The organism is Kluyvera sp. 1366, assembly GCF_054823405.1.
In genome coordinates this window covers 405,640-426,288 of the sequence record NZ_JBTRDW010000005.1, presented here as the reverse complement: position 1 = coordinate 426,288, position 20,649 = coordinate 405,640, and the positions used below count along the sequence as shown (strand labels likewise).

Here is a 20,649-nt window from a genome sequence, read left to right as displayed (position 1 = left end):
CTCTCCTCTGGAATGCGGGCCCGCTCGCGGACGAACGGGCAGTGTCCTGCTGACAGTGTCGTTTAACGTGACACATTCTGCAAATGCGCGCGGAAATCGGCGGCGTTGAGGAAGCCGGTGACGCGCGAATCGGGGATCTCTTTGCCTTGCGCATCGAAGAACAGAATGGTGGGCAAACCTAAAACCTGCAGATGCTGCAACAGCGCGTTGTCCTGCGCGTTATTGGCGGTGACATTGGCTTGCAGCAGTTGTACCTGACTTAGCGCGTTACGCACGCCCTCATCGCTGAAGGTGTATTTCTCGAACTCTTTGCAGGCCACACACCAGTCGGCGTAGAGATCGATCATGGTGATACGGCCTTGCGCCTGCTGCAGCGCGCTGTCGAGCTGCTCGCTGCTATTGATGGTGTGGAACGGCAGATGCGCCAAGGCTTGCGCGCTGTTGCTGCTGCCAAACGCCCAATCCTGTAGCGGGCGCGCACTGACCAGCGCGGCAGCAAGCATGATGACTTGCAGCACGCGCCATTTGCCGCTGGCGCGCAGGCTGAGGCTGAATGCCCAGGCAAAAAATGCCACGCCAAGCAGGCTCCACAGACGGATGCCCCACAGATCGCCAATCACGCGTTCCAGCAGGAATACCGGCAGCGCCAGAATCACAAAGCCAAAACCCTCTTTGACGGTTTGCATCCACGGCCCACTTTTTGGCAGCAGCTTGTTGCCAAACATCGTCACGGCAATCAGCGGCAGGCCCATGCCGAAGGCATACAACCACAGCGTGCCGGCTCCGGCCCACAGATTACCGCTCTGCGCGATGTACAGCAGAATGGCGCTGAGCGGTGCGGTGGTGCAGGGCGAGCAGATCAACCCGGCCAGTGCACCCATCATGAAGACGCCCGGCAGCGAGCCACCTTGCTGGCGATTGCTCCACAGCGTGAGGCGCGTTTGCAGGCTGGCAGGCAATTGCAGCGAGAACAGGCCAAACATCGACAGCGCCAGCACGATAAACAGCGCCGATAAGCCAATCAGCACGTAAGGATGTTGCAGCGCCGCCTGGAAGCGTAATCCGGCCGCTGCCACAACCATGCCGAGCACGGTGTACGTCAGCGCCATACCTTGCACATACACCATCGCCAGCGCGAACAATCGCCCCATCGAATAGCGGCGTGGGCCTCCTAAAATGATGCTGGAGATCAGCGGATACATCGGCAGCACACACGGCGTGAAAGCGACGCCAATACCAATCAGCAACGCCCAAAGCGGTGAAAACGGCAGCGGCGTGCTGTGATTGGCGGGCTGCGCACTGACCGCAGGCGCAGCCTGATTGGCGGCAACCGCGCTCAGCGGCACCGCGCGGGTTTCCGGCGGATAGCAGAAGCCCGCAGCCGCACAGCCCTGATAGGTCACGGTGACGGTCGCGCCGGCAGCGGCCTGGCGCAGCGTGATCGGCAGTTGCAGATCCTGCGGATAGATTTCACTTTTGCCGTAGAACTCATCTTCGTGCGGCTGGCCCGGCGGCAGCGTAAGTGGAGCAATTTGCGCTTTTTGCGGCGTGACGTGGATTTGCTGGCGATAGAGATAGTAGCCATCCTTCACTTTCCAGCTGAGCGTCAGCTGATTGCCTTGCTGAGTGAAATCGAAGCCAAACGCCTGATCAACCGGCACAAAGCGGCTGTTATTGTTCGGGGAGAAGAGTGAGGCTTGTGCCGAAAGGCAGAAAACCAACGCCAGGCAAAAGCCGGCAAGGCGAAAGAGTCGTGCAGCCATAGCGAATGAATGAGCTCCGGTGGCGAATAGGCTGCGATAATAGCACGACCGCTTCGCCACGAGGTTTTCAGGATGTAAACGCGCTACAGAATCAGGCTGCCAAACAGGAAGCCAAACGCCACCGAGAAGGCAATCGCCAACAGGCCCGGAATAATAAAGGAGTGGTTAAACACAAACTTGCCGATACGGGTTGAACCGGTGTCATCCATTTCCACCGCGGCCAGCAGCGTAGGATAGGTTGGCAGCACAAACAGCGCGGAAACCGCCGCAAAGGACGCGACGGCGGCCAGCGGCGAGACGCCAAGCATCAACGCGGCAGGCATCAACGCTTTGGTGGTGGCGGCTTGCGAATAGAGCAGCGTGGCGGCGAAGAACAGCACCAGCGCCAGCATCCACGGATAACCTTGCAGCATGTCACCGGCTAACGCCTGGATATCGTTGAGGTGCGCTTTGACAAAGGTATCGCCCAGCCACGCTACGCCCATCACGCAGATACAGGCGCTCATGCCCGATTTAAAGGTGCTGGCGCTGAGGATTTCACCGGTATCGACTTTACAGGTCAGGCAGATCAGCGTGGCAACGGTCAGCATAAACACCACGATGGCTTCGTTGCGTGGCAGCACGGGATTGCTGATCAGGCCAACGCTGTCGCTAATCGCGGTGGCGTAGAGCACCACGGCGGCGATGCCGATCAGGAACAGCAATACGGCACGCTTCGCGCCCGGTTTGATGTCATAAACCTGCTCACCGCGCAGTTTCACTTCACCTTTCGCTAAACGTGCCTGATATTTCTCATCATCCCTGAGCTCCTTGCCGAGAAAACTGGTGATGATGGCGGCGCAGAAGATCGCTGCCATGGTAGAGGGAATCGCCACACCCAGCAGCGCCAGATAACTCACGCCATGCGGTTCAAGGATTGAAGCGAAGAATACCACCGCCGCCGAGAGCGGCGAGGCGGTAATGGCAATCTGCGAGGCGACGACCGCAATCGACAGCGGACGCGACGGGCGTACGCCTTGTTCTTTCGCCACTTCGGCAATCACCGGCAAGGTGGAGAACGCGGTGTGACCGGTGCCGGCCAGCAGCGTCATGACATAGGTGACCAGCGGCGCAAGGAAGGTGACATAGCGTGGATGGCGGCGCAGCAGGCGTTCTGCTAATCCCACCAGATAATCGAGACCACCGGCGATTTGCATCGCGGCAATTGCGGCAATCACCGCCATGATAATTTCGATTACATCAAAGGGAATCGCGCCGGGTTTCAAGCCGCAAATCAGCGTCAACGCCAGCACACCTAAACCGCCCGCGAACCCAATACCGATGCCGCCCAGACGCGCACCGAGCCAGATCGCCAGCAGGACAATAACCAACTCCACTACTACCATTCGTTCCACTCCCTGAGCCGCGGAGAAATCCCGACTCTTAAAGTTGTAGCCGCCAAAATGAAAAAAGCACGCCGCATTGTATATGGGCGTGCTGTTGGCAACTTGATCCGGAACGGATTACTGTTCGTTTTCGTCGGTGTAGCGTTTGGCTTTGTACGCCGGATGCATCAGGTTCTGAATGGAGAAAATGTCATCCAGTTCGGTTTCCGTTAGCAGGCCACGCTCCAGCACCACTTCACGTACGCTCTTACCGGTTTCGGCGCAAATCTTACCGACGATATCGCCGTTGTGATGGCCGATGTACGGGTTGAGGTAAGTGACGATACCAATCGAGTTGAACACGTAAGCTTCACACACCGCTTTGTTGGCGGTGATGCCGTTGACGCATTTTTCCAGTAGGTTGAAGCAGGCGTTAGTCAGGATGCTGATCGATTCAAACAGCGCCTGGCCAATCACTGGCTCCATCACGTTTAGCTGCAGCTGACCCGCTTCTGACGCCATGGTGACGGTAATGTCATTGCCGATCACTTTGAAGCACACCTGATTCACCACTTCTGGCACCACCGGATTGACTTTGGCGGGCATGATTGATGAACCGGCCTGCAGTTCAGGCAGGTTGATCTCATTCAGGCCGGCGCGCGGACCGGAGGAGAGCAGGCGCAGGTCGTTACAGATTTTCGATAGTTTCACGGCCAGGCGTTTCAGCGCCGAGTGCACCATCACGTACGCGCCGCAGTCGGAGGTGGCTTCAATCAAATCTTCTGCAGGCACCACCGGCAGATTACTCACTTCCGCCAAACGCTGTACCGCCAGCTGCTGATAGCCATCCGGCGTATTGAGACGTGTGCCGATGGCGGTGGCGCCGAGGTTCACTTCCAGCAGCAGTTCAGCGGTGCGCAGAATGCTGCGAGTCTCTTCATTCAGCAGCACGTTAAACGCGTGGAACTCCTGGCCAAGCGTCATCGGCACCGCATCCTGCAGCTGAGTACGGCCCATTTTCAGAATGCTTTCGAATTCAACCGCTTTGCGCTGGAAACCTTCGCTCAGCTGATTGATGCCGTCGAGCAGTTTCAGGATCGAAGCGTAAACCGCGATACGAAAACCGGTTGGATAAGCATCGTTGGTGGACTGACACTTGTTCACGTGATCGTTGGGATTGAGGTACTGATATTCACCTTTCTGGTGACCCATCAGCTCCAGGCCGATGTTGGCCAGCACTTCATTGGTGTTCATGTTGACCGAGGTGCCCGCGCCGCCCTGATAGACGTCAACCGGGAACTGATCCATGCATTTACCGTTATTCAGCACTTCATCACAGGCCTGAATAATGGTGTTGGCGATATTGCGGGGAATGGTCTGCAACTCTTTGTTGGCGAGCGCGGCTGCTTTCTTCACCATCACCATACCGCGGACAAACTCCGGTATGTCGCTGATTTTATTGTTACTAATGTAGAAGTTTTCAATCGCACGCAGAGTATGAACACCGTAGTAAGCGTCTGCCGGAACTTCGCGCATGCCTAACAGGTCTTCTTCGATACGAATGTTGTTCGCCATGATTACCTTCTTGTTATTGCTGCCTGGTTACTGCCGGGCGTCGGGATGGACGGGCGGCAAACAACGTGCAGGTGAAGCGATTATATTGTCGTGGAATGTCAGCGCCGACATATTATCCATCTTCGCACTGACGGGCACGATCATATTCTGATGTTACAGAATTGTTTGTGCACAGATCACTTTACGGGCTTTTGCAGGCCCAGCGGTAATAACGATATGTGATGTACTTCGCAATTTTAAGTCAGTGGAAAAAAATGGCAGGATCGGTTGAAAATGCCGGTGCAAATGCCCATCTCTATCAATACGGTCATACAGACCCTCCCTTTCTGCTGCCTGGCCATTTGCGGGGCAGCTTCAACTCACAGGAGAACTCGGTGCGCTGGTTACCGTTCGTGATTTTTTTTGTTTTGGCCTGGATTGAGATCTCAATCTTCATTCAGGTCGCGCATGCGCTGGGCGTGCTGCTCACCATGCTATTGGTGATCTTCACCTCGTGTATTGGTGTGTCGCTGGTGAAAAATCAGGGCATGAAGAACTTCCGTTTGATGCAGGAGAAGCTGGCGCGTAACGAAAGCCCGGCGGCTGAGATGACCAAAAGCGTTTCGCTGATTATCTCCGGCTTCCTGCTGCTGTTGCCCGGTTTCTTCACCGACTTCCTCGGTTTACTGCTGCTGTTGCCGCCGGTGCAGAAGCATCTGACGTTGAAGCTGATGCCGCACTTGCGCGTATGGCGCGGTCCGGGCGCCGGTCCGGATGCGGGTTTCACCGTGGACGGTGAATATGAGCGCAAAGATCAGGACCAAATAGGTCACGACAAAGACCATTAGATAATCAAGGCGGCGCAAGCCGCCTTTTTGTTGCTTTTTTCGCCGTCTGTTGCAGAAACGAAAATATTTATATTTTTTGCCCTTGAAAGCCCACTTATTGCCCCTATCTCTTCCAGCACGAGGCTGGAAGCCCTGCTGTCCGGCTCAACCCCAAAAATGAATGATTGGACTTTCTAAAGGAGAGCTATCAAATGAAAATTCGTCCATTGCACGATCGCGTTATCGTCAAGCGTAAAGAAGTCGAAGCTAAATCAGCGGGCGGCATCGTGCTGACCGGTTCAGCTGCCGGTAAATCTACCCGCGGTGAAATCCTGGCTGTTGGCAAAGGCCGCATCCTGGAAAACGGTGAAGTTAAGCCACTGGACGTAAAAGTGGGTGATCTGGTGATTTTCAGCGAAGGCTACGGTGCTAAAACCGAGAAAATCGACAACGAAGAAGTTCTGATCATCTCCGAAAGCGACATCCTGGCAGTTGTTGAAGCGTAATTTACGCGCAATTCACTGAACGAAACGAATTTAAGGGATATTTGAAATGGCAGCTAAAGACGTAAAATTCGGTAATGACGCACGCGTAAAAATGCTGCGCGGCGTAAACGTACTGGCAGATGCAGTAAAAGTTACCCTGGGCCCGAAAGGCCGTAACGTGGTTCTGGATAAATCTTTTGGTGCACCGACCATCACCAAAGATGGTGTTTCTGTTGCGCGTGAAATCGAGCTGGAAGACAAGTTCGAAAACATGGGCGCACAGATGGTGAAAGAAGTGGCCTCTAAAGCGAACGACGCAGCAGGCGACGGCACCACCACCGCAACTGTACTGGCTCAGGCCATCATCACCGAAGGCCTGAAAGCCGTCGCTGCGGGCATGAACCCGATGGATCTGAAACGCGGTATCGATAAAGCCGTTATCGCCGCCGTTGAAGAACTGAAAACCCTGTCTGTGCCTTGCCAGGATTCACGCGCGATTGCACAGGTTGGTACCATCTCTGCTAACTCTGATGAAACCGTGGGCAAACTGATTGCAGACGCGATGGACAAAGTGGGCAAAGAAGGCGTTATCACCGTTGAAGAAGGCACCGGCCTGCAAGATGAGCTGGACGTGGTTGAAGGTATGCAGTTTGACCGTGGCTACCTGTCTCCGTACTTCATCAACAAGCCAGAAACAGGCGCAGTTGAGCTGGAAACCCCGTTCATCCTGCTGGCTGACAAGAAAATCTCTAACATCCGCGAAATGCTGCCAGTGCTGGAAGCCGTTGCGAAAGCCGGTAAGCCACTGCTGATCATTGCAGAAGACGTGGAAGGTGAAGCTCTGGCAACGCTGGTGGTGAACACCATGCGCGGTATCGTCAAAGTGGCTGCGGTTAAAGCACCTGGCTTCGGCGACCGTCGTAAAGCGATGCTGCAGGATATCGCTATCCTGACCGGCGGTACCGTGATCTCTGAAGAGATCGGTATGGAGCTGGAGAAAGCTACCCTGGAAGATCTGGGTCAGGCAAAACGCGTTGTGATCAACAAAGACACCACCACCATCATCGATGGCGTGGGTGATCAAGGCGCTATCTCTGGCCGCGTAACGCAGATTCGTCAGCAGATCGAAGAAGCAACCTCTGATTACGACAAAGAGAAACTGCAGGAGCGCGTAGCGAAACTGGCAGGCGGCGTAGCCGTGCTGAAAGTGGGCGCAGCAACTGAAGTTGAAATGAAAGAGAAGAAAGCACGCGTTGAAGATGCCCTGCACGCGACCCGTGCTGCGGTTGAAGAAGGCGTGGTTGCCGGTGGTGGTGTGGCGCTGGTTCGCGTTGCAGCGAAAATCGCCGCATCTGGCCTGAAAGGCGATAACGAAGATCAGAACGTGGGTATCAAAGTTGCGCTGCGCGCAATGGAAGCCCCGCTGCGTCAGATCGTTTCCAACGCCGGCGAAGAGCCTTCAGTTGTTGCTAACAACGTGAAAGCAGGCGACGGTAACTACGGCTACAACGCGCAGACTGAAGAGTACGGCAACATGATCGACTTCGGTATCCTGGATCCAACCAAAGTGACTCGTTCTGCGCTGCAGTACGCTTCATCGGTTGCGGGCCTGATGATCACCACCGAAGCGATGGTGACTGACCTGCCAAAAAGCGACGCACCTGATTTAGGCGGCGCTGGCGGTATGGGTGGCATGGGCGGAATGGGCGGCATGATGTAATTGCCCCTGACTGCTTAAGTCATCTGGAAAACCCCCGATCGGAAACGGTCGGGGGTTTTTCTTTTGCTGGGGAACAAGGTATAAGTAAGGGCGCAATACTTCGGCTTTACGGGTTTAGGGCAATGAATGTTCAGAAAAAAAGTGCGCTTTTCTGCTACGCTGCCGCCCGACACTGATGATAATAAATGGGGATTACAATGCGGATTAACCTCTTGCTCGGTCTGGCAGTTGGAACTTTACTGCTGGCGGGCTGTAGCAGCTCCAATCAATTGAGTGCTGGCGGCGAACGTGTGACCTTCGTCGACCAACAACCCGCAAGTCAATGTCAGCTGCTGGGAACGCTTACCGGCTCTCAGAGCAACTGGCTGAGCGGTTCAGGCGGTGAAGGCAGTTCACTGCGTGGCGCAGCTAACGACCTACGCAACCGCGCGGCAGAAATGGGCGGCAACGTGATTTATGGCGCCACCAGCCCGACGCAGAATCTGCTGTCAGCTTTCGCACCGCTCGACAGCAAAATGACCGGCCAGGTGTATAAGTGCCCGTAAGTTGCAGTTGTAAAAAAAGCCGCTGATGCGGCTTTTTTTATGCCTGACGCAGCTGCAAATCCAGCGGCGTCTTGCTTGGCTCGCCGCCAATCTCACGCGCCAGTTTCGGCACCATATAACCGGAAACCATCGGCAGCAGCTGGCGCATCAGCCCACGTGCTTCCTCATCTGACACAAAGAAGTGCGCCGCGCCTTGCACCTTATCCAGCACGTGCAGGTAGTAGGGCAGAATGCCAGCATCAAACAGCGCATTACTGAGATCCGCTAGCGTCTGCGCATCATCATTCACATCACGCAGCAACACGCTCTGATTGAGCAGCGTCACGCCGGCACGCTTCAGCATCTGCATGCCGTAACGCAGCTCATCATCAATTTCCTGCGCATGGTTGATATGGCTCACCATCAATACCTGCAGGCGCGTGTCCGCCAGAATCTGACACAAGCTTTCGGTGATACGCGACGGGATCACCACCGGCAAGCGGCTGTGAATACGCAGGCGTTTGAGATGCGGGATTTTCTCCAGCGCGCCCACCAGCCATGCCAGTTCATGATCTTTCGCCATCAGCGGATCGCCGCCGGAGAAGATGATCTCGTCCAGTTCCGGATGCGTGGCGATGTAGTCAATCGCTGCCTGCCAGTTGCGCTTGTTGCCCTGATTATCCTGATAGGGGAAATGGCGGCGGAAACAGTAGCGGCAGTTGACCGCACAGCCGCCTTTTACCAGCAGCAGCGCTCGGTTTCTATACTTATGCAGTAAACCCGGCACAACGCTGCTTTGTTCATCCAGCGGATCGGTGCTATAACCTGGCGCATCGATAAATTCCTGACGGCTGGTGAGCACTTGCAGCAGCAGCGGGTCGGTCGCATCGCCTTTTTTCATGCGTGCGATGAAGGCGCGCGGTACGCGCAGGGCAAAAAGCTTGCGCGCATCGGCGCCTGCAGCCAGATCAGCATGCTGATCAAGAGATAAAAGTTGCAGTAATTCAGCAGGTTCGGTGACAACATCAGCTAGTTGCTGCAACCAATCTTCTCTGACGGGGGGATTTAGGGTTACAATGTGTGCCATTTTTTTGGCTATTTACCAGTTCAATATTTACAGAGGGCCTTTATGGCGACTTATCTTAGCAACGATTTCCGTCCCGGTCTTAAAATCATGTTCGAAGGCGAGCCATATGCCATCGAAGCCAGTGAGTTCGTTAAGCCGGGTAAAGGCCAGGCATTTGCGCGCGTTAAAATGCGTCGTCTGCTGACCGGTTCTCGCGTTGAGAAGACCTTCAAATCTACTGACTCTGCCGAAGGCGCAGACGTTCGTGATATGACGCTGCAATACTCTTACAACGACGGCGACTTCTACTACTTCATGCACCCAGAGTCTTTCGAGCAGTATCAGATCGAATCTAAAGTGCTGGATGACGTGACCAAGTGGCTGCAGGACAATGCGGATTGTATCGTTACCCTGTGGAATGATAAAGCGATCGCTGTTCAGCCACCGAACTTCATCGAAGCGGAAGTTATCGAAACCGATCCAGGCCTGAAGGGTGATACCGCAGGTACCGGCGGTAAGCCCGCTACACTGTCGACTGGCGCGGTAATCAAAGTGCCACTGTTCGTACAGATTGGCGAAGTAGTAAAAGTAGATACCCGCTCTGGCGAATACGTTTCTCGCGTAAAATAATCGTCAAATCAGGCGCATCATTGATGCGCCTTTTTTCTCACTGTGTGTTTCCCTTCTCTTTTTTCATCCGTCCAATCCGCAGTTTTACAGATCAAGACTATGCTTTAAGAGCTGTACTTTTACTGCAACCAAAAAGGATATGGCTATGTTAAAGAAAAGTATTGTCGCGATTTTTTCCGTGCTGGTGCTCTCATCCGTTCTGACCGCTTGTAACACCACGCGTGGTGTTGGCGAAGACGTTTCGGCGGGCGGCAAGGCAATCCAGCGCAGCGCACAGTAAGATAGTCCGGTGCGAAAGCGACTTTCGCACCGGTCCTCTCTATTTCTGCTCCACCCAAATCAGCTCATCCACCGGGAATCCGGCACTTCTGGCCTGTTCAACCAGGCGTTGCTTAACATTTTCATCCAGCTGCGGCGTACGTGACAGAATCCACAAGTAGCTACGATTCGGCCCGCACACCAGCGCATAGCGATAGTCAGGATCCAGTGCGATCACGTTGTAGCCGCCATAGAAAGGGCCAAAGAACGACACTTTCAGCGCGGCGCGTTGTTTATCGCCGGTGAAATAGGCTTTGCCAACGCTCTCTTGCCAGCGCTGTTTCTGCTGATTGTAGCCGCGGTTGATCACCGTCAAGCCGCCGTCCTCGCGCGGACTATAATTAGCGGTAACCTGTTGTAATCCTCGCTCAAAGCGGTGATCGAGTCGGGCGATTTCATACCATTGGCCGAGATAGCGCTGACTGTCGAAACCTTCTACTACCGTGACACCTTTAGGCGGCGCGGTTGAGCAGGCAACGGAGAGAAAAGCGCTCAGGCTGGCAAGCAGGGTTTTCCATGGGGACATTGTGGGATTCCTCTACGATTTTAATGGGTTAAGTATAGCTTCCCGCTAGCAAATTGCTGCCTGCGCCCGCTGCCGTTGTTTGCCATCGGCATTGCGGGTAGACTTCCACCCCTTATCTGTATGAGGAGTCATCAACATGAGCGAAACGGCAAGCTGGCAGCCGAGCGCACCCATTGCCAATTTGTTGAAACGCGCCGCTATCATGGCGGAAATACGTCGTTTCTTTGCCGATCGCGGCGTGCTGGAGGTCGATACCCCGGCGATGAGCCAGGCGACCATCACTGACATCCATCTGGTGCCGTTCCAGACGCGTTTTGTTGGGCCAGGCGCAGCCGAAGGGCGCGATCTGTGGCTGATGACCAGTCCGGAATATCACATGAAGCGCCTGCTGGCGGCCGGAAGTGGTCCGATTTACCAGATGGGTCGCAGCTTCCGTAATGAGGAGGCCGGGCGTCACCACAATCCCGAGTTCACCATGCTGGAGTGGTATCGTCCGCACTACGACATGTACCGCCTCATGAACGAGGTGGACGATTTGATGCAGCAGGTGCTGGAGTGCGACAGCGCGGAATCCCTGTCGTATCAGCAGGCGTTTATCCGCCATCTGGAAGTCGATCCGTTATCGGCTGATAAAGTGCAGCTACGCGAAGTGGCGGAGAAGCTGGGCGAGGGCGAGTTGGCCAATCGTGAAGAAGACCGCGATACGCTGCTGCAGCTGCTGTTTATGCTGGGCGTTGAGCCGAAGATTGGTAACGATAAGCCGTGCTTCGTCTACCATTTCCCTGCGACGCAGGCCGCGCTGGCGGAGATCAGTACAGAAGATCACCGCGTCGCCGAGCGCTTTGAGGTCTATTACAAAGGGATTGAGCTGGCGAACGGTTTCCGTGAATTAACCGATAGCCGCGAGCAGCGTCAGCGCTTTGAGCAGGACAATCGTCGTCGTGCTGCGCGTGGCCTGCCGCAACATCCTATCGATACCTATCTGCTGGATGCGCTGGCGCACGGTATGCCTGCCTGTTCTGGCGTGGCGTTGGGCGTGGATCGTTTGATCATGCTGGCGCTGAAAGCCAGCTCGCTAAGCGAAGTGATCGCCTTCCCGGTCGATCGCAGCTAAATCATCAGGGCGCGCAAGCGCCCTTATGGCGTGGTGGTGGCGGGCGCGGTCACTTCCGGGAATTCCTGAATCGTCACCGGCAAGGTCATTTTCTTTTCATTACGCAAGATCTGCACGTCAATCACCGAGCCCGGCCGAATTTCTGCCACCTGATCCATGGTTTCCTGCGCCGAGAGCGCCGGTTTACCATTCACTTCCAGCAGCACGTCATTGGCCTGAATGCCGGCGCTATCGGCGGGGCCGCCAGGCGTGACGTCGCTAACGATAATGCCCTGCACGCGATCAAGATTACTGCCCTGGCCGTGCAGCGGCGGCAGTTCGCGCCCGGTGATGCCGATGTAGCCGCGAATCACCCGACCATCACGAATCAGCTTATCCATGATTTTGCTCGCCAGCGCGGTGGGAATGGCGAAACCAATTCCTTCCGGCGTTTCGCCATCGCTGCTTTTATCAAACGTCAAGGTGTTAATGCCCATCAGTTCACCAAGCGAGTTAATCAATGCGCCGCCCGAGTTGCCCTGATTGATCGAGGCATCGGTCTGCAGGAAGTTTTGTCGTCCGGATGAGCTCAGGCCCACGCGTCCGGTGGCGCTGATAATGCCTTGCGTCACGGTTTGGCCGAGGTTGTATGGGTTGCCGATCGCCATGACGACGTCGCCGATGTGCGCGATACGTTTGGCGTTGATGGGGATAACCGGCAAGTTGGAGGCGCTGATTTTCAGCACCGCTAAATCGGTCATGGCATCGGAACCCACTAAGGTGGCTTCGAAGAAGCGTCCATCCTGCAGCGCGACGATGATTTGGTCGGCGTTATTAATCACGTGTTTGTTAGTGAGGATGTAGCCTTTGCCGTTCATGATCACGCCGGAACCCAGCGTGGTGATTCCGCGATTATTGTTGCCGTGGGCGCTGCGGTTATAGACGTTAACGACCGCGGGCACGGCACGTCGCACACCCTGATTAAAACTAACGGGTGCTTCATCGTCGCTGTTGTCATGATCAAAGGTGACGTTGCTGCCCATACGCAGCGCAGGGATCGCGACGAGCAGTAAGCCAGCCACGATCAGGCCCATCACCACAGAACGCAAAAGTTTAAGAAACATGGTGTTATTTCAAGCCAGGTGAGATCGCAGGGCAGAATAGCATGAGAAAGGCGGACAAACACCTGCTTGTCCGCCTGTTGCGAGGATTATCGCAGAAGCAGGTAAATCGTCTCTTCGCCGCGCACCACGTTCAGTGCCAGCACCGGCGGTTTGCCTTCCAGCACTTTGCGCATTTCGGCAATAGAAGCGACGCGATTGCGGTTTACGCCGATGATCACATCATCTTTCTGCAAACCGACTTGCTCCGCTGGCGTGCCTTTTTCAATGGCATCGACTTTCACGCCTTTATCACCGGTTTTGGTCGCGCCGTCGCTCAGCGTTGCGCCTTGCAGTGCAGGCGACATCAGCTGCGCGCTGGCGGTGGTTTGCGCGCTCTGTTCCAGCGTGACGGTGACGTTGACCGGTTTGCCTTCACGTAGCAGGCCGATTTTCACATCCTGGCCCGGCGGCGTGGTGCCGACTTTCACACGCAGCTCAGCAAAGCTGGTGATTGGCTTATCATTGATGGAGGTGATGATATCGCCAGCTTTGATGCCCGCTTTTTCGGCGGCTGACTTCGGCAGCACTTCCGAAACAAAGGCGCCGCGCTGCGCATCAACGTTAAACGCTTTGGCGATATCGGCGGTCATTTCCGTACCTTTGATACCAAGCTGACCGCGCTTCACTTCGCCGAACTGAATCAGCTGCTGCGCCAGGTTCATCGCCATATTGGCGGGAATGGCGAAGCCAATGCCGATGTTGCCGCCGCTTGACGCCAGAATCGCGGTGTTGATACCAATCAACTCACCATTCAGGTTCACCAGCGCACCACCGGAGTTACCGCGGTTAATCGCGGCATCGGTCTGAATGAAGTTTTCCAGTCCTTCCAGATTCAGGCCGCTACGACCGAGCGCAGAGATGATGCCCGAGGTGGCGGTTTGACCCAGACCAAACGGGTTACCGATGGCCACGGCAAAATCACCCACTTTCAGCGAATCAGAGTCGGCGATTTTCACCTGCGTCAGGTTTTTCGCGCCTTCAACCTGGATCAATGCGATGTCGGTTTGTTCATCGTGACCAATTAACTTAGCGTCATATTCGTTGCCGTCACCCAGCTGCACGCTGATTTTATCGGCGTTGCTGACCACATGGTTATTGGTGAGGATATAGCCTTTAGCGGCATCAATGATCACGCCAGAACCCAGACCTTCAAAAGGCTGCGGCTGCGATTGTCCCGGTGCCTGACCAAAAAAGCGTTTCAGTGGTTCAGGAATATCCTGCGCCTGCTGACCGCTGTCGGTACCTTCAACACGCACGCTCACTACTGCGGGCAGAACTTTTTCCAGCATCGGTGCCAGGCTTGGCAATGCTTGTCCCTGAATCTGGGCGGGAAGAGTTGCCAGCGCACTCGGCGCCGCAGCCAAACTCATCCCGATACCTAAGGCTAATGCGCTTAACAGACGTGCTTGTTTTTTCATTGCTACAACGCTCTCGCTGCGAAAGGGATAAAAGAAGTGTGACAGTAGTTTGTGGTTTGTGTTCGAAAACAAAAAGGGCACAGCTAAGCTGTGCCCCAAAAGGATTAATTACGCGGAGCGCGGTCGCTGCCACGTAACAGGCCGGATGCGCCTTCAGAGTAATCACGCGGCATCTGCACCGGCGCCTGATCGTTATCCGCTTCGGCTTCCGTTAACTGGTAGGCAAACGGATTTTTCTCGCCGGGCAGATTTGGCAGCAGGTCGTTAGACCCTTTCGCCATGTGCTGATACAGCTGGCGATAATCATGCGCCATATTGTCCAGCAGCTCGGCGCTGCGGGCGAAGTGGTTGGTGAGCTCCTCGCGGTAATCCGCCAGCTCAGCCTTCGATTTTTCCAGTTCATACTGCATGCTACGCTGCTCACGCAGCTTCTTGTTGCCAAAACGCATGACGACTGCGCCGACAATAATGCCAATCACTAAACCAATCAGCCCGTATTCCCAGGTCATAATGACTCCCGTGTAATTTCCGTTGTTTCGTAGGGCATTGCTTCTGTTGCAACATCAACTTCAATAGCAGCCACTATACCCAATAATCTATTGGAAGTGGAACTATCGGGCTGCATCGCTTAGTGTAGAGCGGCCTAATTTTCGTCAACCGACCCGTGAATCGGACTTTTTCAGGGATTCTGTGAGAACCATGCAAACCTCATCTCCGCTTGCACGCTACGAGCAGGCGCTGTCGCAGGGCGAATTTCGCCCGGATGACGTACAACGAGAAGCGATTACCCGCTTAGATACCATCCAGCAAGGATTGATTGCCCGCCAGCAACAGGTTGAACCGGCTGCCAAAGGTTTGTTTGGCCGCTTGTCCAAGATAATGAATAAAGAGAAAAGCACCCGCGAAGCGCCAGTGCGCGGCCTGTATATGTGGGGCGGTGTGGGACGCGGTAAAACCTGGGTGATGGATCTGTTTTTTCAGTCAATTCCTGGTGATCGTAAGCTGCGCCTGCATTTCCACCGCTTTATGCTGCGTGTCCATCAGGAACTGACGCAGCTGCAAGGCCACAGCGATCCGCTGCTAATTGTCGCCGATCGCTTTAAAGCGGAAACCGACATTCTCTGTTTCGATGAGTTTTTTGTCTCAGATATCACCGACGCCATGCTGCTGGGCACGCTGATGGAAGCGCTGTTTGCGCGCGGCATCTCGCTGGTAGCCACCTCGAACATTCCGCCGGATGAGCTCTATCGCAACGGCCTGCAGCGCCCGCGTTTCCTGCCTGCCATCGAACAAATCAAGCGTCATTGTGAAGTGATGAATGTGGACGCGGGTATCGATTACCGCTTGCGCACCCTAACGTCGGCGCATTTGTGGAACTTCCCGCTCAACGAGGCCACGCACAGCGAAATGGAGCGCATGTTCCGCGCGCTGTCCGGCAAAGCGCGTGAAGACGCGCCGGTGCTGGAAATCAACCATCGCCAGATGCCCACGCTGGGCGTGCATGAAGGCGTGCTGGCGATCAATTTCCTGACGCTGTGCGGCGAAGGGCGCAGTCAGCACGACTATATTGAGCTCTCGCGCCGTTTTCACAGCGTCTTGCTGTATGATGTGCCGGTGATGATTTATAAGACCGAAGATCAAGCGCGCCGCTTCCTTGCGTTGGTCGATGAGTTCTACGAACGCCACGTGAAACTGGTTGTCGCGGCTGAAACATCACTGTTTGAAATTTATCAGGGCACACGCTTGAAGTTTGAGTATCAGCGCTGCTTGTCGCGTTTGCAGGAGATGCAGAGCGAAGAGTATTTGCGTCTGCCGCATCTGCCCTGATGACGTGGCATAAATCGTAGGTTTTAGATGCAAAAAGGTTCGATCTTTGAGTTCGACTTCTCTATAATCTTGCGACCCCACGTTACAGCATCGGTTTTCTTTCCCAAGAACTCGATGTGATCCGGTAACTCACTTGAAGGGGTGGCTTGCTGGGCAAAATGGTCGTGTGAGCCTCAATCGTTTACTTAGCGTTTGGGATTTCACCAACGTGTAACTTTTTATTTGGGTAAGCTTTTCAATGAAAACTTTTACAGCTAAACCAGAAACCGTACAGCGTGACTGGTATGTTGTTGACGCAACGGGCAAAACCTTGGGTCGCCTGGCGACTGAACTGGCGCGCCGTCTGCGTGGTAAGCACAAAGCGGAATACACTCCGCACGTTGATACCGGTGATTACATCATCGTTCTGAACGCAGAAAAAGTTGCTGTAACCGGCAACAAGCGTACTGACAAGATTTACTATCACCACACTGGCCACATCGGTGGTATCAAGCAAGCGACCTTTGCAGAGATGATCGAGCGCCGTCCTGAGCGTGTGATTGAAATCGCGGTTAAAGGCATGCTGCCGAAAGGCCCACTGGGTCGTGCTATGTACCGTAAACTGAAAGTTTACGCAGGCAACGAGCACAACCACGCGGCGCAGCAACCGCAAGTTCTTGACATTTAATCGGGATTATAGGCAATGGCTGAAACTCAAAACTACGGCACTGGTCGCCGCAAAAGCTCTGCCGCTCGCGTCTTCATCAAGCCGGGTAGCGGTAACATCGTAATTAACCAGCGCTCTTTGGAGCAGTACTTCGGTCGCGAGACTGCACGCATGGTCGTGCGTCAGCCGCTGGAGCTGGTTGATATGGTTGGTAAATTTGACCTGTACATCACCGTTAAAGGTGGTGGTATTTCTGGTCAGGCTGGTGCGATCCGTCACGGTATCACACGCGCTCTGATGGAGTACGACGAGTCTCTGCGTTCTGAACTGCGTAAAGCGGGCTTCGTTACCCGTGATGCGCGTGAAGTTGAACGTAAGAAAGTCGGCCTGCGTAAAGCACGTCGTCGTCCGCAGTTCTCCAAGCGTTAATTGTTTGCTGCTTCGGCAGCGGCAGTTGGCTCAAAAAACCCGCTTCGGCGGGTTTTTTATTGCCTGCATTAATGATTTTTTCCCACGAAAAACGCGAGCTTTACCCGCATTTTGCCCGCAAATCATCACGCCCGCCCCACAAGCTGCTTAAAATCTGGTAAACTCACTGTCACTTTGCGCCTGCAAGACGCAGCGTTGTGCATGTCGTTCCTGTCCGGAAGACCGGTCGATGCTCCTGACGCTGACGGTAGGCGAATCTGATGAGCCGGTGAGTCGCCGCGTGGTTGGCTATTCGCAGTATCTTTTTGTGAACAAACTTGGAGGTTTTCATGGCTGTCGCTGCCAACAAACGTTCGGTAATGACGCTGTTTTCTGGTCCGACTGACATTTTCAGCCATCAGGTACGTATCGTACTGGCTGAGAAGGGCGTCAGCGTGGAGATCGAGCAGGTTGAAACGGATAACCTGCCGCAGGATCTGATTGACCTCAACCCGTATCGCACCGTACCGACGCTGGTCGACCGTGAACTGACGCTGTATGAATCACGCATCATCATGGAATACCTCGATGAGCGTTTCCCGCATCCACCGCTGATGCCGGTTTACCCGGTAGCGCGCGGTGAAAGCCGTCTGATGATGCACCGCATTGAGCAGGATTGGTACAGCCTGATGCGCACCATCGAAACCGCCAACGGTGTCGAAGCCGATGCAGCGCGTAAGCAACTGCGCGAAGAGCTGCTGGCGATTGCACCACTGTTCGCACGCACACCGTTCTTCATGAGCGAAGAGTTCAGCCTGGTGGATTGCTATCTGGCACCGCTGCTGTGGCGTCTGCCGCAGATGGGCGTTGACCTGTCTGGCGCCGGTTCTAAAGAGCTGAAAGGCTATATGACGCGTGTGTTTGAACGTGACTCTTTCCTTGCGTCACTGACGGAAGCAGAACGTGAAATGCGCCTGCAAGCTCGGGGCTAATGTATGGAAATGTCGCAACTAACGGCGCGTCGTCCTTACCTGTTGCGGGCGTTCTACGACTGGTTGCTGGATAACCAGTTGACGCCGCATTTGGTGGTCGACATCAATCTGCCTGGTGTGCAGGTGCCGCTGGAATATGCGCGTGATGGACAGATCGTTCTGAACATCGCGCCGCGTGCGGTAGGCAATCTTGACCTCGCCAATGATGAAGTGCGTTTCAACGCGCGTTTCGGTGGCGTACCGCGTCAGGTTTCTGTGCCGATGGCTGCAGTTCTGGCGATTTATGCCCGTGAAAACGGCGCTGGCACCATGTTCGAGCCGGAACCGGCTTACGAGCTGGCGACGGACGAGCAGGAAGGTAGCGGTCAGGAAGAGACAATGATGTCTGTGATTGATGGCGATCGTCCGGATGATGCGACTGACGACGATCATTCGCCAGATGATGAGCCGCCGCCGCGTGGCGGACGACCTTCACTGCGTGTGGTGAAGTAAAACGTGCAATAAAAAACGGGCCAATTGGCCCGTTTTTTTTATGCCTGCGCGTCTTAGTAGACGTCGCGCAGGTAGCGTTTATCTTTCTTCAGCTGATCAACGTAAGCCGCCGCGCGCTCGCTGGACAAGCCACCGAACTGACGAACCACTTCATACAGCGCCGCATCAACGTCTTTTGCCATGCGAGATGCGTCGCCACACACGTAGAAGTAAGCGCCATCCTGCAGCCAGGCGTAAAGCTCAGCGCCTTTCTCCAGCATGCGGTTCTGCACGTAGATCTTCTCTTCCTGATCGCGCGAGAAGGCCAGATCCAGATTAGTCAGCAGACCTTTCTCCTGCCATGCCTTCAACTCTTCTTCGTAGATGTAATCGTGTGCCTGATGCTGGTCACCGAAGAACAGCCAGTTTTTACCTTCTGCGCCCGTTGCCTGACGTTCCTGCAGGAAGGCGCGGAACGGTGCGATACCGGTGCCTGGTCCAACCATGATCAGCGGCGCATTGCCGTTTGACGGTACACGGAACGCTTTATTTGGTGAGATGAAGATCGCCGGCTTTTCGCCGCGACGTACACGTTCAGCCAGATAAGTTGAGCACACGCCTTTACGCTCGCGGCCGCTGCTGTGATAGCGCACGGAAGCAATGGTCAGATGTACCTGATTTGGGTGGGCTTTCGAGCTCGACGAGATGGAGTAAGCGCGATGCTGTAACGGACGCAGCATGGCAACGAATTCCGGCACCGACAGGCTGCGCGTCAGCTCGAGCTGCAGCAGATCCAGCGTGTCTTTGCCCCACAGCCAAACGGCAAGGGTATCTTTATCGTCGTGCTGCAGGACGTGACGCAGTTCCTGGTTGGTGGTGTGCTGGCCAACCCACTCAATCAGTTTGCGTGATGGCTCGGAAATTTCGAACTGATAAGTCAGCAGATCGCCGAGGTTGCGATCAAAGCTGGGAACTGGCGTTTCGTAATCTGCTTTGAGCTGAGTCAGCAGCAGTGAAACCAGTGCTGCGTCGTTCACCGGGATCACACCCAGCGCATCGCCCGCTTCATATTTCAAACCGCTGTCGGTGAGATCAAACTCGAAGTGACGAATATCTTTCGCCGACTCTTCTGCCGAAAGACGCTTGTTAGTCACCAACGCAGCCGCATAGGGGTTTTGCTTATTGCTGCCCGGAATGACGGGCGCTTCTGGCGCGCTTTCTAATGCTGTACCGCTGCTGCCTGCACTGGCGGCGAATTGCGGCATCGCCGTACCAATCCACGCGCTGGATGGCTCTTCGAAGTCGATATCGCAGTCGATACGATCGGCGACGCGTTTTGCACCGAGCTGCTCAAGACGCATATCGATGAATTTACCTGCCTGGCAGAAACCGTCGTAGCCGGTGTCGCCAATCGCCAATACCGCAAAGTGCATCTGCTCCAGACGCGGCGCGGTGCTGGCTGAAATCGCGTTCCAGAACAGCTGGGCGTTGTCCGGCATTTCGCCTTCGCCGTAGGTCGAGGTGACGATCAGCACGTGACGCATGGTAGCGAACACATCCAGATCCACTTCGCCCAGCGCTTGAACCACCGGCACCAAACCTTTGGCGCGTGCGGCTTTAGCGGCCGTTTGCGACAGCGCTTCAGCGTTGCCGGTCTGTGAACCGAACAGGATGTGCAGCTGCGTATTGGTGCTGGCACCTGCAGCCGGTGCGCTCTGCTTGTCTTCTAATACCAGCAGGCGCGAATGGAGGCCGGCGAGGAAGCCCGCCAGCCAGTATTTCTGCTCACCGTTAAACGGTGCATCTTCAGGAATGTAAGGAATTTTCATCGGTAAGGCTCAATCCTGTTCAAAA

21 protein-coding genes are annotated in these 20,649 nt (G+C 55.0%); 12 read left to right on the top strand and 9 right to left on the bottom strand.

The genetic code is table 11. The features are described from left to right. Window positions 1–62: 62 nt before the first annotated feature. From ACVLVH_RS13770 to aspA, 3 genes are all read right to left on the bottom strand, one after another. Window positions 63–1,763, bottom strand: coding sequence for a protein-disulfide reductase DsbD (locus ACVLVH_RS13770; protein WP_498949543.1), 1,701 nt, complete (start codon window positions 1,761–1,763; stop codon window positions 63–65). Between the two features lie 83 nt (window positions 1,764–1,846). Next, a complete protein-coding gene (locus tag ACVLVH_RS13765) occupies window positions 1,847–3,148 on the bottom strand; it encodes an anaerobic C4-dicarboxylate transporter (protein WP_192412564.1) in 1,302 nt (433 codons plus the stop codon). Window positions 3,149–3,265: 117 nt separating this feature from the next. Then, entirely contained in the window at window positions 3,266–4,702 is a 1,437-nt protein-coding gene (gene aspA / locus ACVLVH_RS13760; protein ID WP_101762300.1) for an aspartate ammonia-lyase, read from the bottom strand. A 374-nt stretch (window positions 4,703–5,076) separates the two neighbouring features. On the opposite strand from aspA, the gene ACVLVH_RS13755 reads away from it, so the two are divergent. From ACVLVH_RS13755 to ACVLVH_RS13740, 4 genes are all read left to right on the top strand, one after another. Next, complete coding sequence (locus ACVLVH_RS13755; protein WP_192236087.1) at window positions 5,077–5,529, top strand: FxsA family protein; 453 nt, start codon at window positions 5,077–5,079, stop codon at window positions 5,527–5,529. A 191-nt stretch (window positions 5,530–5,720) separates the two neighbouring features. Further along, complete coding sequence (locus ACVLVH_RS13750) at window positions 5,721–6,014, top strand: co-chaperone GroES (RefSeq protein WP_101762298.1); 294 nt, start codon at window positions 5,721–5,723, stop codon at window positions 6,012–6,014. A 46-nt stretch (window positions 6,015–6,060) separates the two neighbouring features. Next, the gene (gene groL, locus ACVLVH_RS13745; RefSeq protein ID WP_101762297.1) at window positions 6,061–7,713 is read left to right on the top strand and encodes a chaperonin GroEL; all 1,653 of its coding nucleotides are present in this window, start codon (window positions 6,061–6,063) and stop codon (window positions 7,711–7,713) included. Window positions 7,714–7,910: 197 nt separating this feature from the next. Then, on the top strand, window positions 7,911–8,258 hold the full coding sequence (locus ACVLVH_RS13740; protein WP_008104416.1) for a DUF4156 domain-containing protein: 348 nt from the start codon (window positions 7,911–7,913) through the stop codon (window positions 8,256–8,258). A gap of 37 nt (window positions 8,259–8,295) precedes the next feature. On the opposite strand, the gene epmB is transcribed toward ACVLVH_RS13740, so the two are convergent. Further along, a complete protein-coding gene (epmB, locus tag ACVLVH_RS13735; protein WP_192235896.1) occupies window positions 8,296–9,324 on the bottom strand; it encodes an EF-P beta-lysylation protein EpmB in 1,029 nt (342 codons plus the stop codon). A gap of 42 nt (window positions 9,325–9,366) precedes the next feature. Here epmB and efp point away from each other — a divergent pair, with 42 nt between their 5' ends. Beyond that, the gene (gene efp / locus ACVLVH_RS13730) at window positions 9,367–9,933 is read left to right on the top strand and encodes an elongation factor P (RefSeq protein WP_034826669.1); all 567 of its coding nucleotides are present in this window, start codon (window positions 9,367–9,369) and stop codon (window positions 9,931–9,933) included. Window positions 9,934–10,078: 145 nt separating this feature from the next. Next, on the top strand, window positions 10,079–10,213 hold the full coding sequence (locus ACVLVH_RS13725) for an entericidin A/B family lipoprotein (RefSeq protein ID WP_007886592.1): 135 nt from the start codon (window positions 10,079–10,081) through the stop codon (window positions 10,211–10,213). A gap of 39 nt (window positions 10,214–10,252) precedes the next feature. On the opposite strand, the gene ACVLVH_RS13720 is transcribed toward ACVLVH_RS13725, so the two are convergent. Further along, window positions 10,253–10,777, bottom strand: coding sequence for a lipocalin family protein (locus tag ACVLVH_RS13720; RefSeq protein WP_312464290.1), 525 nt, complete (start codon window positions 10,775–10,777; stop codon window positions 10,253–10,255). 136 nt (window positions 10,778–10,913) lie between these two features. Between ACVLVH_RS13720 and epmA the strand changes: the two genes are divergently transcribed. Further along, a complete protein-coding gene (epmA, locus tag ACVLVH_RS13715) occupies window positions 10,914–11,891 on the top strand; it encodes an elongation factor P--(R)-beta-lysine ligase (RefSeq protein ID WP_192412562.1) in 978 nt (325 codons plus the stop codon). A 23-nt stretch (window positions 11,892–11,914) separates the two neighbouring features. Here epmA and degS read toward each other — a convergent pair whose 3' ends face one another. The 3 genes from degS to zapG form a co-directional block, all read right to left on the bottom strand. Further along, the gene (degS, locus tag ACVLVH_RS13710) at window positions 11,915–12,994 is read right to left on the bottom strand and encodes an outer membrane-stress sensor serine endopeptidase DegS (protein WP_061718288.1); all 1,080 of its coding nucleotides are present in this window, start codon (window positions 12,992–12,994) and stop codon (window positions 11,915–11,917) included. An 86-nt stretch (window positions 12,995–13,080) separates the two neighbouring features. Continuing rightward, window positions 13,081–14,451, bottom strand: coding sequence for a serine endoprotease DegQ (degQ, locus tag ACVLVH_RS13705; protein WP_101762291.1), 1,371 nt, complete (start codon window positions 14,449–14,451; stop codon window positions 13,081–13,083). 104 nt (window positions 14,452–14,555) lie between these two features. Continuing rightward, window positions 14,556–14,960, bottom strand: a complete 405-nt coding sequence (zapG, locus tag ACVLVH_RS13700) for a Z-ring associated protein ZapG (RefSeq protein ID WP_064737767.1) — start codon at window positions 14,958–14,960, stop codon at window positions 14,556–14,558. 190 nt (window positions 14,961–15,150) lie between these two features. Here zapG and zapE point away from each other — a divergent pair, with 190 nt between their 5' ends. The 5 genes from zapE (at window position 15,151) to sspB (ending at window position 18,816) form a co-directional block, all read left to right on the top strand. Beyond that, window positions 15,151–16,278, top strand: coding sequence for a cell division protein ZapE (gene zapE / locus ACVLVH_RS13695; protein WP_192412560.1), 1,128 nt, complete (start codon window positions 15,151–15,153; stop codon window positions 16,276–16,278). 238 nt (window positions 16,279–16,516) lie between these two features. Further along, on the top strand, window positions 16,517–16,945 hold the full coding sequence (gene rplM, locus ACVLVH_RS13690; RefSeq protein WP_007886599.1) for a 50S ribosomal protein L13: 429 nt from the start codon (window positions 16,517–16,519) through the stop codon (window positions 16,943–16,945). A gap of 15 nt (window positions 16,946–16,960) precedes the next feature. Beyond that, complete coding sequence (gene rpsI, locus ACVLVH_RS13685) at window positions 16,961–17,353, top strand: 30S ribosomal protein S9 (protein ID WP_007886600.1); 393 nt, start codon at window positions 16,961–16,963, stop codon at window positions 17,351–17,353. A 329-nt stretch (window positions 17,354–17,682) separates the two neighbouring features. Continuing rightward, the gene (gene sspA / locus ACVLVH_RS13680) at window positions 17,683–18,324 is read left to right on the top strand and encodes a stringent starvation protein SspA (protein WP_192412558.1); all 642 of its coding nucleotides are present in this window, start codon (window positions 17,683–17,685) and stop codon (window positions 18,322–18,324) included. Between the two features lie 3 nt (window positions 18,325–18,327). Continuing rightward, window positions 18,328–18,816 (top strand): ClpXP protease specificity-enhancing factor, encoded by a 489-nt coding sequence (sspB, locus tag ACVLVH_RS13675; protein ID WP_064737765.1) that lies wholly within the window; start codon window positions 18,328–18,330, stop codon window positions 18,814–18,816. Between the two features lie 53 nt (window positions 18,817–18,869). On the opposite strand, the gene ACVLVH_RS13670 is transcribed toward sspB, so the two are convergent. Beyond that, window positions 18,870–20,624 (bottom strand): sulfite reductase subunit alpha, encoded by a 1,755-nt coding sequence (locus ACVLVH_RS13670; RefSeq protein ID WP_192412549.1) that lies wholly within the window; start codon window positions 20,622–20,624, stop codon window positions 18,870–18,872. Window positions 20,625–20,649: the final 25 nt, after the last annotated feature.